Origin of the sequence: Pseudomonas sp. OVF7, assembly GCF_030644265.1 — a bacterium.
In the GTDB taxonomy this organism is placed as follows: Bacteria; Pseudomonadota; Gammaproteobacteria; order Pseudomonadales; family Pseudomonadaceae; genus Aquipseudomonas; species Aquipseudomonas gorinensis.
In genome coordinates, this window is the sequence record NZ_CP128996.1 from 6613246 (window position 1) to 6626674 (window position 13429).

A 13429-nucleotide genomic window follows, 5' to 3' on the forward strand; every position below is an offset into this window, starting at 1 on the left:
CACAAAAAAACCGGCCTCGCAGCCGGTTTTTTTTGCTCAACGGATTTAGAGCGAAGCGTTGCCCAAACCGTCGAGGTAACGCTCGGCATCCAGCGCCGCCATGCAGCCGGCGCCGGCCGAGGTGATAGCCTGGCGATAGACGTGGTCGGCCACGTCACCGGCAGCGAAGATACCTTCGATGTTGGTCGCGGTGGCATTGCCCTCACGGCCGCCCTGTACCACCAGGTAACCGTCCTTGGCGTCCAGCACGCCTTCGAACAGCGAGGTGTTCGGGGTGTGGCCGATGGCGATGAACACGCCGTCGACTTTCAGCTCGTCGAAGCTGCCGTCGTTGTTTTTCAGGCGGGCACCGGTCACGCCCATGTTGTCGCCCAGGACCTCGTCCAGGGTGGCATTGAGCTTGAGGATGATCTTGCCTTCAGCGACACGGGCATGCAGTTTGTCGATCAGGATCTTCTCGGCGCGGAAGGTTTCGCGGCGGTGAACCAGGGTCACGGTGCTGGCGATGTTGGCCAGGTACAGCGCTTCTTCCACCGCGGTGTTGCCACCACCGACCACGGCGACCGGCTTGTTGCGGTAGAAGAAACCGTCGCAGGTCGCGCAGGCGGACACGCCCTTGCCCATGAACGCTTCCTCCGAAGGCAGGCCCAGGTAGCGGGCGCTGGCGCCGGTGGCGATGATCAGCGCATCACAGGTGTAGACGCCGCTGTCGCCGGTCAGGCTGTAAGGCTTTTTCGAGAAGTCGACGCTGTTGATGTGATCAAACACGATCTCGGTTTCAAAGCGCTCGGCGTGCTCTTTCATACGCTCCATCAGCACCGGACCGGTCAGGCCGTGGACATCGCCCGGCCAGTTGTCGACTTCAGTGGTGGTGGTCAACTGACCGCCCGCCTGCATGCCGGTGATCAGCAGCGGCTTGAGGTTGGCCCGGGCAGCGTAGACAGCAGCACTGTAACCGGCAGGGCCGGAACCGAGAATAATCACTCGCGAATGACGGGTATCAGACATGAATCACTCCTATCGACCGCCCGGACCACAAGACGGCTGGAATAAAAAAGGGACCACGAAGCACTTGGGGAAGGCTTTCACTCGCAGACCCTGAAAAATAATGGGTGCAGCGTATCGAGGGAGGCAAGATTAAGGAAATACGGAATAACAATCCAGCTCATAGGTGGTCTCTATGCTGTCGACCCGATTAATCGACGCCTTTGTTACCGTTGATGTCGTCATACCAGCCGCGCTTTCGCCCTGTCGGCAAAGCCGGTAAGGTCGGCGCGTTCGTCATCCTGTTCGGAGTCCTCCATGCCCGCCCCCGCTCTTTCCGGTCCGCAATATTTGCGCGAAGGCCTCAAACTGGTCCTCAGCCCTGGCCTGCGCCTGTTTGTGCTGCTGCCGCTGGCGATCAACCTGGTGCTGTTCGTCGGCTTGATCTATTTCGCCGGCCATCAGTTCAGCCTGTGGGTCGACACCTTGATGCCGACCCTGCCCGGCTGGTTGAGTTTCCTCAGCTATATCCTGTGGCCCTTGTTCGTGGTGCTGGTGGTGCTGATGGTGTTTTTCACCTTCACCATGCTCGCCAATATCATCGCGGCACCGTTCAACGGTTTTCTCGCCGAGAAGGTCGAGGTCGTGGTGCGCGGCACCGATGACTTCCCGCCGTTCAGTTGGGGCGAACTGGTGGCCATGGTCCCTCGCACACTGGCCCGGGAAATGCGCAAGCTGGGCTACTTCCTGCCACGGGCCATTGGCCTGTTTATCCTGTCATTCATTCCGGTGGTGAACCTGATCGCCGCGCCGCTGTGGCTGTTGTTCGGCGTGTGGATGATGGCAATCCAGTACATCGACTACCCGGCCGACAACCACAAGCTGGGCTGGAACGAAATGCTCGCCTGGCTGCGCCAGAAACGCTGGCAGAGCATGAGTTTCGGCGGCATCGTCTACCTGGTGTTGCTGGTGCCGGTGGTCAACCTGTTGATGATGCCGGCGGCAGTGGCCGGGGCCACATTGTTCTGGGTGCGCGAGCAGGGCGCCGAGGCGATGGCCACGCCAAAGGCAATCAAGTCATAAATCCATCATCTCAATGACACAATGACGACATGGCCCACGGCGACACTGTGGGTCATGACGACAGCTTCGCTTCACATCACCCTGATCACCGAAACCTTCCCGCCAGAGATCAACGGGGTGGCCAATACCCTTGGCCGCCTGTGTGACGGTTTGCGCGCACGCGGCCATCAGGTCGAGCTGGTGCGCCCACGCCAAGGCACCGATCAGAGCCGGACCAGCGACGACCAGTTGTTGCTGTGTCGCGGCTGGCCGTTGCCTGGCTATCCAGGCCTGCAGTGGGGGCAGTCGTCAATGCACAAGCTGCTACGACGCTGGACACGCCAGCGCCCGGACGTGCTGTACATCGCCACAGAAGGCCCGCTCGGGTTATCGGCGCTACGCGCCGCGCGTCGCCTGGGGATCAGCGTGGTCAGCGGCTTTCACACCAATTTCCAACAGTACTCGAACCAGTACGGCATGAGCCTGTTGAGCCGCGTGGTCACGCACTACCTGCGCTGGTTTCATAACCGCTCGACCTTGACCCTGGTACCCAGCGCCAGCCAACGCCTGGAACTGGAACGCCGGCACTTCGAGCGCCTGGGGATGTTGTCGCGCGGGGTGGACAGCCAACTGTTCAACCCGGCCAAGCGCGATAACGCATTACGCGAGAGCTGGGGCCTGGGCAATGACGATATTGCGGTGCTGCATGTCGGGCGCCTGGCGCAGGAAAAGAATCTGGGCATGCTCAAGCGTTGCTTCGATACCCTGCGCGATACTTATCCACAGCGTCGCCTGCAACTGATCGTGGTCGGTGACGGGCCGCAACGTGCGCTGCTGGAGCACGATCTGCCGCAAGCCATATTCTGCGGTACCCGGCGCGGCGAAGAACTGGCGCGCCACTACGCCTCGGGGGATCTGTTCCTGTTTCCCAGCCTGACGGAAACCTTCGGCAATGTGGTGCTGGAAGCCATGGCCTCCGGGCTCGCGGTGGTGGCATACGACCAAGCGGCCGCGACCCAGCACATCCGTCATGGTTACAACGGTGTGCTGGCGATGCCCGGCGATGAGGAAGCGTTCTGCGATGCGGCCAATTGGCTGCTGGAAGATCGTGAGCATTTACGCAGGGCACGCCTCAATGCCCGTCGGCATGCCAGTCACCAGGGCTGGCCGGCAATTATCGAGCAGTTCGAGAACCAGCTACGCGGTGTGTGCGGAGAACCTTTTGCTGTTCCCACCCTGCCTTACGTTCGTTGAACGATCGGCGAATGACGTCAGTCGGTTCGCCCTCCTGCCAGCCTAGCCCTTGAATAATGGCTTGCACGACATGACACCTACCAGATGAGGGGACTCCCCCCATGGAGCGCGCTCAAAAAAGAGGCAGGTCATTCATGATCGACAAATAATAGAGAGCCCGCTGGCAATCAGCGGGCGCCCAGCCTTTTACACCAGGCTCATCAACGCCTCACGACTGAACGGCAGGATGTCGCCCTCGCGGCCTTCGCGCACCTTCACTGCCCAATCCGGGTCCACCAGCAAGGCGCGGCCCACGGCGACCAGATCGAACTCATCATTGTTCAAACGCTCCAGCAGTTTTTCCAGACTGGCCGGTTGCGCAACCTTGTCGGTGTTGACCATAAATTGCAGGAACTCGCCATCCAGACCGACACTGCCGACCGTGATGGTCGGTTTACCGGTGAGCTGGCGAGTCCAGCCGGCGAGGTTGAGGTCGGAACCTTCAAATTCAGGCTCCCAGAAACGACGCGTGGAGCAGTGGAATATGTCCACGCCGGCGTCAGACAACGGCTTGAGAAATTCGCCCAGCGCCTCGGGGGTTTGCACCAGACGTGCGCTGTAGTCCTGCTGTTTCCACTGGGAGAAACGGAAGATGATCGGAAAGTCCGGGCCAACTGCCGCGCGGGTTGCCTGGATCAGCTCGATGGCAAAGCGCGAGCGGTTGGCCAGGCTGCCACCGTATTCGTCGGTACGCTGGTTGCTGCCTTCCCAAAAGAACTGGTCGACCAGATAGCCGTGGGCACCGTGGATTTCCACGCCGTCCATGCCGATGCGTCGGGCATCCTTGGCCGCCTGGGCGAAGGCGTTGATCACGTCTTTGATGTCTTGGGTGGTCATGCCGTGAACGACCACGTTGCCATCCTTGAGTTTTTCCATCGGGCCATACGCCGGCACGCTGGCATCAGGCTCAGTACCGATACGGCGCACGCTGCCCACATGCCACAACTGCGGGACGATCTTGCCGCCTTCGGCGTGCACGGCGTCGACCACCTTCTTCCAGCCGGCCAGCGCCGCTTCGCCATAGAAATGCGGAACATTCGGGTAGCCGTTGGAGGCCAGGTGACCGACCACGGTGCCTTCGGTGATGATCAAGCCCACGCCTGCGGCGGCACGGCGGCGGTAGTACTCGATGACCTTGGCGTTAGGCACGCCACCTGGGGAAAAAGAACGGGTCATCGGCGCCATGACCACACGGGTCGACAGCTGCAGTGCACCGAGCTGGAACGGTTTGAACAAGGCTTGGACAGGCATGGGAGCACTCCACGGGAGACGGGGTTTATGATGCGGATAATATGAGGAGTGCGAAGGGCTGAGTAGCACTATTGATCTGGGTGATTAAGGGATAAAAGTAGAAGCCCGCCGGTTGTCACCAACCTGTGGCGAGCGTGCTGTTCAAGCCAGGGCTTTTTCGATGGCCTGGACGACCGTCGGATCTTCCGGCGCGGTACGCGGCGAAAAGCGCGCAAGCACCCGACCATCCTTGCCCAATAGGAATTTCTCGAAGTTCCAAGTGATATCCCCTGGAAACTCGGCCCCCTCGCCCGCCAGCAAACGGTACAACTGATGACGCTCAGGGCCGTTTACATCGAGTTTGCTGCCCAGGGGGAAGGTCACGCCGTAGTTCAGGTCGCAGAACTTGCGGATTTCCTCTTCGGTGCCCGGTTCCTGGCTTGCAAACTGGTTGCACGGCAGGCCAAGCACGGTAAAACCCTGGTTCTTGTATTGCTGGTAGAGGTTTTCCAACGCCGCATATTGCGGGGTCAAGCCACATTTGGAAGCCACGTTGACCACCAGCACAACTTGCCCCTTGAAGGGCGCCAGCGCCAGCTCTTGTCCGTCCAAAGCTTTGAGTTTCAGATCGTGGAAAGCACTCATGACGAACTCCAGATATCCCATGTTCTTAGCATTGCGGCTGTTCGAGATTACAACCCGCAAGTCTGCAATCATAGACGCCGATTACAAAACTCGCCTGCGAACTACTGAGCGGTCGGCCACGGCAAAATCGGTATCGCGGTGACTGCGTTCTGTGGGCTGCCTTCGATCAGGCGGTCGCTGTAGACCAGGTACACCAGGGTATTGCGCTTCTTGTCGAGGAAACGCACCACCTGCATGGTCTTGAACACCAGCGAGGTACGTTCCTTGAATACTTCGTCGCCATCCTTGAGTTCACCCTTGAAGCGGATCGGCCCGACCTGACGGCAGGCGATCGATGCCTCGGCACGGTCTTCGGCCAAGCCCAGCCCGCCTTTCACGCCGCCGGTCTTAGCGCGCGACAGGTAGCAGGTCACCCCGTCGACCTTGGGGTCATCGAACGCTTCGACCACGATCCGGTCGTTGGGGCCGACAAATTTGAACACCGTCGAAACCTGGCCAATCTCTTCGGCCGAGGCCAGCAATGGCATGGCCAACAGCAGGCCGAGCAATCCCTTCATCACGCGCATCGTGTATTCCTTTCGTTTAAACCAGGATCAGGTTGTCGCGGTGCACCAGTTCCGGTTCCGCCATGTAACCCAATAGACCGACAATCGCATCAGACGACTGCCCAATGATTTTCTGCGCTTCCAGGGCACTGTAATTGGCCAGGCCACGGGCGATTTCGCGTCCGTCCGACGCCACGCACACCACCATCTCGCCGCGGCGGAAGCTGCCCTGCACCAATTTGACGCCCACCGGTAGCAGGCTCTTGTTGCCTTGGGACAGTGCCGATACGGCGCCATCATCCAGCACCAGGGTGCCACGGGTTTGCAGATGCCCGGCCAGCCACTGCTTGCGCGCCGCCAGCATGCCACGCTCGGGCGACAACAGCGTGCCGATGCGTTCACCGGCCTTGAGGCGATCCAGCACACGTTCCAGGCGCCCACCGACGATGATGGTATGGGCGCCGGAACGTGCAGCCAGGCGCGCGGCGCGCAGCTTGGTCTGCATGCCACCACGCCCCAGGGCGCCGCCAACGCTGCCAGCCACGGCGTCCAGCGCCGGGTCATCGGCGCGGGCTTCGTAGATCAGTTGGGCATCAGGGTTGTTGCGGGGGTCGGCGTCGAACATGCCGTCGCGGTCGGTAAGGATGACCAGCAAGTCGGCTTCCACCAGGTTGGCCACCAGGGCAGCCAGGGTGTCGTTGTCGCCGAAACGGATTTCGTCGGTGACCACCGTGTCGTTCTCGTTGATCACCGGGATGACCTTGAGCTCCACCAGGGCGCGCAAGGTACTGCGGGCGTTGAGGTAACGCTTGCGGTCTGACAGGTCGTCGTGGGTCAGCAGGATCTGCGCCGTATGGCGACCGTGCTCGGCAAAACTGGACTCCCAGGCTTGCACCAGGCCCATCTGGCCGATAGCGGCGGCGGCTTGCAGTTCGTGCATCGCGCTGGGTCGCGCGGTCCAGCCGAGGCGGCTCATTCCGGCGGCAACCGCCCCGGACGAGACCAGTACCAACTCGACACCCGCCTCATGCAAGGCCACCATCTGCTCGACCCAGACGCTCATGGCTGCGCGATCGAGCCCCTTGCCATCCGCCGTCAACAGCGCACTTCCGATCTTTACGACCCAGCGCTGCGCACCTGTCACTTTGCTCCGCATCATCTTCAACCTTAGATAGAGGGCTGCACGCGACCCAGCGCCGCCCATAACGTTATTAGTGACTACAGGTATACCCAGATACCAAAACGCCGCTCCTGGGAGCGGCGTTCAAGTTTATCGCAACGGATCAGTCGCGCACGTAAATGATTTCCGGACCGTCTTCATCATCCACGTCTTCCTCGTCCCAATCATCGTCGCCGATGTCATGGACCGACTTCACGCCGCTGCGACGCAGGGCACGCTGGTCATCCAGAGCCTGCAGCTGGGCACGGGCTTCGTCTTCGATGCGCTGGTCGAGCTCGGCGAGTTCGGCCTTGAACACCGGGTCGGCCGCCAGGCGGTCGGCGCGGTCTTCCAGGTAGCGCATGATGTCGCGGGTCAGGCGCTCGGTGCCTTCTTTGGCGATGGCCGAGATCACGTAGACCGGACCTGTCCATTCCAGGCGATCGACGATTTCCTTGACGCGCTCCTCGTGCTCTTCTTCGAGGATCTGGTCGCATTTGTTCAGCACCAGCCAGCGATCCCGCTCAGCCAGGGACGGGCTGAACTTGGTCAGCTCGCTGACAATCACTTCGGCGGCGTCCGGTGCACTGGTGTCATCCAGCGGCGCCATGTCGACGAGGTGCAGCAGCAAACGGGTACGCGACAAATGCTTGAGGAAGCGAATACCCAGGCCAGCACCATCGGAAGCACCTTCGATCAGGCCGGGGATGTCAGCGATCACGAAGCTTTTCCAACGATCGACACTGACCACACCCAGGTTCGGCACCAAGGTGGTGAACGGGTAGTCGGCGACTTTCGGCTTGGCGGCAGAGACCGAGCGGATGAAGGTACTTTTGCCGGCGTTTGGCAGGCCCAGCAGGCCCACGTCGGCGAGGACTTTCATTTCCAGCTTGAGGTCACGCTGTTCGCCCGGCTTGCCCGGCGTGGTCTGGCGTGGCGCACGGTTGGTACTGGACTTGAATCGGGTGTTACCCAGACCGTGCCAGCCGCCCTGCACAACCATCAGCTTCTGGCCGGCCTTGGTCAGGTCCCCAATTACTTCCTGGGTGGCGGAGTCGATGATCGTGGTGCCGACCGGTACGCGCAGTACCAGGTCTTCGCCTTTTTTACCGGTGCAATCGGTGCTGCCACCGTTGGAGCCACGCTCGGCATCGAAGTGCCGGGTGTAACGGTAGTCCACCAGGGTGTTGAGGTTTTCGTCGGCCATCATGTAGATGGAACCGCCGTCACCGCCGTCACCGCCGTTGGGGCCACCGTTTTCGATGAATTTTTCGCGACGGAAACTCATGCAACCGTTACCGCCGTCGCCTGCTTTTACTCGGATGGAAACTTCATCAACGAACTTCATAACAAAACGCCTCTCGCCGCACGGACGAGCTTAAGAAACCAAGACATAAGACTCTTGCAAAAATGAGCGCAGCGACCTCAATCAACGACCGCAAATCCAGCGCTTGAGCCCATTACAAACAGCTTTGCAAGAGACTCACCCCACAAACGAAAAAGCCCCGTCGCGAGACAGGGCTTTTCCAGCAACTACGTAATTATGCCGCGACGACGTCAGTCTTCGGGACAATGCTCACGTAACGACGACCGAAGGCGCCTTTTACTTCGAACTTGATCACGCCTTCGACTTTAGCGAAGAGAGTGTGATCTTTACCCATGCCAACACCGTAACCGGCGTGGAATTGGGTGCCGCGCTGACGCACGATGATGTTGCCCGGGATGATTACCTGGCCGCCATACATCTTCACGCCAAGGCGTTTGGCTTCTGAGTCGCGACCGTTACGGGTACTACCACCAGCTTTTTTGTGTGCCATGAGTCAATTCTCCTAGTGAGGAATTAGGCTGAAATTAAGCCTGAATACCGGTGATTTTGATCTCGGTGTACCACTGGCGGTGGCCCATACGCTTCATGTGGTGCTTACGACGACGGAACTTGATGATGCGGACTTTATCGTGACGACCTTGGGAGATCACTTCAGCCACAACGGTAGCGCCAGCAACAACTGGAGCGCCGATGTTCACGTCATCGCCATTGGCGACCAACAGAACGCGATCAAAGGTAACGGAGTCGCCGGTAGCGAGTTCCAGTTTTTCGATCTTCAGGTATTCACCTGGGGCGACCTTGTATTGCTTGCCACCAGTAACAATTACTGCGTACGACATGGTATTTCTCCGATAATCCTGCTCACCCAGCGCTTTATAAGAAGAGGTATTGGCTGGCATGGCTGCATGGGATGGACGTCCCGAATGCAATTGCGTAAGGCAGGTGCTGCCCAGGAAGTTCAGGGTGCGCGATTGTACGCAAGCCTTTGACGCCTTGCAAGTGGCCGTCTATCGCGCCTTGACACTCGGGGGTCAGGGTCCTAGCATGCCGCGCAACCCTTCTGGAGCGACTGTCGCTGATGCAACCCCAAGCTTTCTACCGCGCGGTCGCGGACGATTTTAGCGCCGTCGACGGCATCATCAAGCAGCAGCTGACTTCTAAAGTGCCGCTGGTCTCCAAAATTGGCGACTATATTACGTCGGCGGGCGGCAAACGCCTGCGTCCTTTATTAGTGTTGCTGTGTGGCAAGGCCCTGGGCCGCGAAGGCGATGACCTGCGCCTGCTGGCCGCCACCATCGAATTCCTGCACACCGCCACCCTGCTGCATGACGACGTGGTCGACATGTCCGGCATGCGCCGTGGCCGTGAAACTGCCAATGCCATGTGGGGCAATGCGCCCAGCGTGCTGGTCGGCGACTTCCTGTACTCGCGCTCATTCGAAATGATGGTCGAACTGGGCTCGATGCCGGTGATGAAGATTCTTTCACAGGCCACGCGCATCATCGCCGAAGGCGAAGTGCTGCAGCTGTCGAAGGTTCGCGACGCCAGCACCACCGAAGAAACCTACATGGAAGTGATTCGCGGCAAGACCGCGATGCTCTTCGAAGCCTCGACCCACAGCGCCGCAGCCCTGTGCGAAGCGACTGCCGAACAGGCCGAAGCCCTGCGTACCTTTGGCGACCACCTGGGCGTGGCGTTCCAACTGGTGGACGACTTGCTCGACTACCGTGGTGACGCCGAAACCCTGGGCAAGAACGTCGGTGACGACCTGGCCGAGGGCAAACCGACCTTGCCGCTGATCTACACCATGCGCGAAGGTACGCCGGAACAGGCGGCCCTGGTGCGCAAGGCGATCCAGAAAGGCGGGATCGAAGACCTGGAAAGCATCCGCGCAGCCGTGGAAGCCTCGGGCTCGCTGGAATACACCGCACAACTGGCACGCGACTACGTGGCCCGTGCGATCAAGTGCCTGGAAGCCCTTCCAGCCAGCGAATACCGGGACGCCCTGGTGGAGCTGAGTGAGTTTGCGGTCGCGCGCACGCACTGACACCTGCAGACGCGGGCCAATGTGGGAGGAGGCTTGCTCCCTCCCACACTTAGTTTGTACTCCCCATCCAAGAGCGCGCCCTGCCTCGCTGCAATTCCCTATATAATGTGCGACTTTTAGCCATCCTGACCTTTAAGGAGCTTTAGTGAGCACGTTGCCACCCTGCCCGAAATGCAATTCCGAATACACCTACGAAGACGGCGCACAACTGATCTGCCCGGAATGCGCCCATGAGTGGTCCGCCACAGGCGAGGCCGAAGCGGCCGGCGATGAAACCGTGAAGAAAGACTCTGTGGGCAACGTCCTGCAGGACGGCGACACCATCACCGTGATCAAGGACCTCAAGGTCAAGGGCACCTCCCTGGTGGTCAAGGTCGGCACCAAGGTCAAGAATATTCGCCTGTGCGACGGCGACCACGATATCGACTGCAAGATCGACGGTATCGGCCCGATGAAACTCAAGTCCGAGTTCGTTCGCAAAGTCTGATCCTGTTGCCTCCATCCCGCGCCCGCCGCGGGATGGCGTTTCGCCCTCCGCGTTGATCGAACGCAATACCCACACAGAAAAATCCACAAACCGCCAATAGGCACTTGCTATTCCACGAATAAGAATTATTCTCATTGAAACCCATCAAGGAGAACGACCATGACTTATTTGATAGATGCCTGGCTGGACCGTCCCCACCCTTACCTGCGAATCCTTCATCGGGAAACCGGAGAAGTCTGTGCCGTGCTGGAGGAGGAAGCGTTGAACGAACTGCAGGACCAAGGCGACCTGGACGTGAATGGCCTGAGTTCCAGTGAACCCGGTGTACTGAAGGAAGTGGTGCGTAACCTGTTTCTATTCTGCTATGCCCGGGCATTGCGCCCGACGACAGAGCTCAATGGCAAGTTTCATCCATGAGCAACCCTGCAAAATCCTGTAGGAGCGAGTGTGCTCGCGAAGAACGCACAAGCAACGCGTTCATCCAGGATGCCCGCGTCATCGTTGACGTGTTTCGCGAGCACGCTGGCTCCTACAGGTAATCAAAAGCAGGTCTTACAGAACGTCGAGCAGCTCGACGTCGAATACCAGAACGCTGTGCGGCGGGATGCTGCCAACGCCTTGAGCGCCGTAAGCCAGCTCGCTCGGCACGTACAGGCGCCATTTGCTGCCAGCATTCATCAGTTGCAGCGCTTCGGTCCAACCGGCAATCACGCCGCCAACCGGGAATTCTGCTGGCTGGCCACGCTCGTAGGAGCTGTCGAACACAGTGCCGTCGATCAGGGTGCCGTGGTAGTGCGTACGCACCTGGTCTTCACGGGTCGGCTTGGCGCCATCACCGGCAGTCAGTACTTCAAATTGCAGGCCGGAAGCCAGAGTGGTGATGCCATCACGCTTGGCGTTTTCAGCCAGGAAAGCCAGGCCAGCGCCAGCAGCGGCTTCAGCCTTGGCAGCGGCTTCGGCTTGCATGATTTCGCGGATGACCTTGAAGCTGGCGGCCATTTGCTCTTGGTCAACACGGCTCGGTTTGCCGGCGAACGCGTCGGTCAGGCCCGCCAGGATCGCGTCAAGGCTTACACCGGGTGGTGGGTTGTCGCGCAGTTGGTCGCCCAACTGACGGCCGATGCCGTAGCTGACGCGGGTTTCGTCGGTGGACAGATTAACTTCGGACATGAAGAGGCTCCGCTGTAGGGCAGCTGGTTTCCCGTACTACCCAGAACTAAAAGGGCCAGCAGACTAGCACAGAAAATGAGTGCGGGATGAGAGCCGCCGTCATGCCTGCCTGGCACCGGCGCTCGGTTATACCGGGCTCCACGCGTCGGTTTGCAAATTAATCGTTTCAGTTTCCCGCCCCCCCGCCGATATGGCCTGAACACCTTGGCTGGCTCAAACAACAACACCGTCCAGCAGACAGACATCAACTTTGCGGAGCATTAGATGAACAGCTGGTTCGGTAACATCAGCGTCAACCTCAAACTGGGCCTGGGCTTCGGCCTGGTGCTTGTCCTCACCTCGATCCTGGCGCTGACCGGCTGGACCAGCCTGGGCAGCCTGATCGACCGTAGCAACTGGATGAGCGATATCACCCAGCTCAACGCCTCCCTGACCAAGCTGCGCATCGTGCGCCTGCAATACATGCTGGCCAACGGCGATGAAGCCGTTGCACAAAACGTACAGACCAGCCTGGACGCGTTCGCCGCCCAGCAGCAAAAGCTCCTGGACAACTTCAAGAGCCCGGAGAACGTCAAGCTGCTCAACGAGCAAAAGGCTATCATCACGGCATATCAGCAGTCCCTGAACAAGATGCGCGAGGCCTACCGCAACGGCAACGCCGCACGCCAGGTAATGGGCGATAAGGCCGATATAGCCAACGCACAGATCGACGCACTGGACACCAACGTGCAACAGATGCCCGAAAGCCCGGAACGTTTCACTCAGTTCCAGGCCGTGACCCATGCCAAGCAAGAGTTCCAGTTGGCCCGCTACGAAGTGCGCGGCTATACCGGTAACGTCAACGCCGATACCGAAGCCCGCGCAGCGGCACAAATCGAAAAAGCCATCAGCGGCCTCAAGGGCCTTGGCGCGGCGTTCGGTACCAGCCAACAGAGCGCGCTCAGCGCACTGGAAAGCGCCCTCGGTGCCTATCGCAGCGCCGTGCAGAACTACAAGGCAGCCAATGCCAATATCGTCTCGGCACGCGCTGAAATGACCACCCAAGGTGCCGATATCGTCACCATCAGCGACAAGCTCTACGACATCCAGCTGGATCGTCGTGACGCTGAAAGCGCCCAGGCCCGCAGCCTGCAATTGATCAGCACCTTGCTCGCCCTGCTGGTGGGCATCATCGCCGCCCTGGTTATCACCCGCCAGATCACCCGCCCGATCCAGGAAACCCTGGCCGTGGTGGAACGCATTGCTTCCGGCGACCTGAGCCACAATATCCAGGTCACCCGCCGCGATGAACTGGGCGTATTGCAACAAGGCATCCAGCGCATGGGCACGACCCTGCGTGAGCTGATCAGCGGCATTCGCGACGGCGTAACCCAGATCGCCAGCGCCGCCGAAGAGTTATCGGCCGTCACCGAGCAGACCAGTGCCGGTGTGAACAGCCAGAAGATCGAAACCGATCAGGTCGCCACGGCGATGCACGAAA

14 protein-coding genes and 1 pseudogene are annotated in these 13429 nt (G+C 60.0%); 6 read left to right on the plus strand and 9 right to left on the minus strand.

The window, feature by feature from the left end:
* Positions 1-45: 45 nt before the first annotated feature.
* Positions 46-1008: a thioredoxin-disulfide reductase gene (gene trxB / locus QU606_RS30135; RefSeq protein WP_024077363.1), complete on the minus strand. Its 963-nt coding sequence runs from the start codon at positions 1006-1008 to the stop codon at positions 46-48.
* Positions 1009-1302: 294 nt separating this feature from the next.
* Here trxB and cysZ point away from each other — a divergent pair, with 294 nt between their 5' ends.
* Together cysZ and QU606_RS30145 are read left to right on the plus strand one after the other, a co-directional pair.
* Entirely contained in the window at positions 1303-2067 is a 765-nt protein-coding gene (gene cysZ / locus QU606_RS30140) for a sulfate transporter CysZ (protein ID WP_024077364.1), read from the plus strand.
* A gap of 54 nt (positions 2068-2121) precedes the next feature.
* Positions 2122-3300, plus strand: a complete 1179-nt coding sequence (locus QU606_RS30145; RefSeq protein ID WP_041161021.1) for a glycosyltransferase family 1 protein — start codon at positions 2122-2124, stop codon at positions 3298-3300.
* A 186-nt stretch (positions 3301-3486) separates the two neighbouring features.
* Here QU606_RS30145 and QU606_RS30150 read toward each other — a convergent pair whose 3' ends face one another.
* From QU606_RS30150 to rplU, 7 genes are all read right to left on the minus strand, one after another.
* Positions 3487-4590, minus strand: coding sequence for an NADH:flavin oxidoreductase (locus QU606_RS30150; protein ID WP_304997922.1), 1104 nt, complete (start codon positions 4588-4590; stop codon positions 3487-3489).
* 141 nt (positions 4591-4731) lie between these two features.
* Positions 4732-5214, minus strand: coding sequence for a glutathione peroxidase (locus QU606_RS30155; RefSeq protein WP_304997923.1), 483 nt, complete (start codon positions 5212-5214; stop codon positions 4732-4734).
* A 101-nt stretch (positions 5215-5315) separates the two neighbouring features.
* Positions 5316-5780, minus strand: a complete 465-nt coding sequence (locus QU606_RS30160; protein WP_015885841.1) for a CreA family protein — start codon at positions 5778-5780, stop codon at positions 5316-5318.
* 16 nt (positions 5781-5796) lie between these two features.
* Positions 5797-6915: a glutamate 5-kinase gene (gene proB, locus QU606_RS30165; protein WP_041161022.1), complete on the minus strand. Its 1119-nt coding sequence runs from the start codon at positions 6913-6915 to the stop codon at positions 5797-5799.
* Positions 6916-7042: 127 nt separating this feature from the next.
* A complete protein-coding gene (gene cgtA / locus QU606_RS30170) occupies positions 7043-8266 on the minus strand; it encodes an Obg family GTPase CgtA (protein ID WP_024077369.1) in 1224 nt (407 codons plus the stop codon).
* A 193-nt stretch (positions 8267-8459) separates the two neighbouring features.
* Positions 8460-8735, minus strand: coding sequence for a 50S ribosomal protein L27 (gene rpmA / locus QU606_RS30175; protein ID WP_024077370.1), 276 nt, complete (start codon positions 8733-8735; stop codon positions 8460-8462).
* Between the two features lie 34 nt (positions 8736-8769).
* Entirely contained in the window at positions 8770-9084 is a 315-nt protein-coding gene (gene rplU / locus QU606_RS30180; protein WP_017847748.1) for a 50S ribosomal protein L21, read from the minus strand.
* A gap of 239 nt (positions 9085-9323) precedes the next feature.
* On the opposite strand from rplU, the gene QU606_RS30185 reads away from it, so the two are divergent.
* The 3 genes from QU606_RS30185 to QU606_RS30195 all read left to right on the plus strand — a co-directional run bounded on the left by QU606_RS30185 (position 9324) and on the right by QU606_RS30195 (position 11196).
* Positions 9324-10292, plus strand: coding sequence for a polyprenyl synthetase family protein (locus tag QU606_RS30185; protein ID WP_024077372.1), 969 nt, complete (start codon positions 9324-9326; stop codon positions 10290-10292).
* Positions 10293-10437: 145 nt separating this feature from the next.
* On the plus strand, positions 10438-10779 hold the full coding sequence (locus tag QU606_RS30190) for a zinc ribbon domain-containing protein YjdM (protein ID WP_024077373.1): 342 nt from the start codon (positions 10438-10440) through the stop codon (positions 10777-10779).
* A 159-nt stretch (positions 10780-10938) separates the two neighbouring features.
* Positions 10939-11196 carry a hypothetical protein gene (locus tag QU606_RS30195; RefSeq protein ID WP_024077374.1) on the plus strand — a complete coding sequence of 86 codons (258 nt, stop codon included), beginning with the start codon at positions 10939-10941 and terminating at the stop codon, positions 11194-11196.
* A 135-nt stretch (positions 11197-11331) separates the two neighbouring features.
* Here the strand turns inward: QU606_RS30195 and QU606_RS30200 are convergent, their stop codons facing one another.
* Positions 11332-11949 carry an FKBP-type peptidyl-prolyl cis-trans isomerase gene (locus tag QU606_RS30200; protein WP_003176055.1) on the minus strand — a complete coding sequence of 206 codons (618 nt, stop codon included), beginning with the start codon at positions 11947-11949 and terminating at the stop codon, positions 11332-11334.
* Between the two features lie 264 nt (positions 11950-12213).
* On the opposite strand from QU606_RS30200, the pseudogene QU606_RS33140 reads away from it, so the two are divergent.
* Positions 12214-13278 (plus strand): annotated as a pseudogene (locus tag QU606_RS33140) (methyl-accepting chemotaxis protein); the annotation flags it as partial.
* Positions 13279-13429: the final 151 nt, after the last annotated feature.

Bases quoted from the DNA above. Each gene is read 5' to 3' on its own strand.
- QU606_RS30200 (WP_003176055.1), bottom strand. From the start codon at position 11,949: ATGTCCGAAGTTAATCTGTCCACCGACGAAACCCGCGTCAGCTACGGC.
- QU606_RS30155 (WP_304997923.1), bottom strand. From the start codon at position 5,214: ATGAGTGCTTTCCACGATCTGAAACTCAAAGCTTTGGACGGACAAGAG.
- trxB (WP_024077363.1), bottom strand. From the start codon at position 1,008: ATGTCTGATACCCGTCATTCGCGAGTGATTATTCTCGGTTCCGGCCCT.
- cysZ (WP_024077364.1), top strand. From the start codon at position 1,303: ATGCCCGCCCCCGCTCTTTCCGGTCCGCAATATTTGCGCGAAGGCCTC.
- QU606_RS30195 (WP_024077374.1), top strand. From the start codon at position 10,939: ATGACTTATTTGATAGATGCCTGGCTGGACCGTCCCCACCCTTACCTG.
- QU606_RS30160 (WP_015885841.1), bottom strand. From the start codon at position 5,780: ATGCGCGTGATGAAGGGATTGCTCGGCCTGCTGTTGGCCATGCCATTG.
- rpmA (WP_024077370.1), bottom strand. From the start codon at position 8,735: ATGGCACACAAAAAAGCTGGTGGTAGTACCCGTAACGGTCGCGACTCA.
- rplU (WP_017847748.1), bottom strand. From the start codon at position 9,084: ATGTCGTACGCAGTAATTGTTACTGGTGGCAAGCAATACAAGGTCGCC.
- QU606_RS30145 (WP_041161021.1), top strand. From the start codon at position 2,122: ATGACGACAGCTTCGCTTCACATCACCCTGATCACCGAAACCTTCCCG.
- cgtA (WP_024077369.1), bottom strand. From the start codon at position 8,266: ATGAAGTTCGTTGATGAAGTTTCCATCCGAGTAAAAGCAGGCGACGGC.
- QU606_RS30185 (WP_024077372.1), top strand. From the start codon at position 9,324: ATGCAACCCCAAGCTTTCTACCGCGCGGTCGCGGACGATTTTAGCGCC.
- QU606_RS30150 (WP_304997922.1), bottom strand. From the start codon at position 4,590: ATGCCTGTCCAAGCCTTGTTCAAACCGTTCCAGCTCGGTGCACTGCAG.
- proB (WP_041161022.1), bottom strand. From the start codon at position 6,915: ATGCGGAGCAAAGTGACAGGTGCGCAGCGCTGGGTCGTAAAGATCGGA.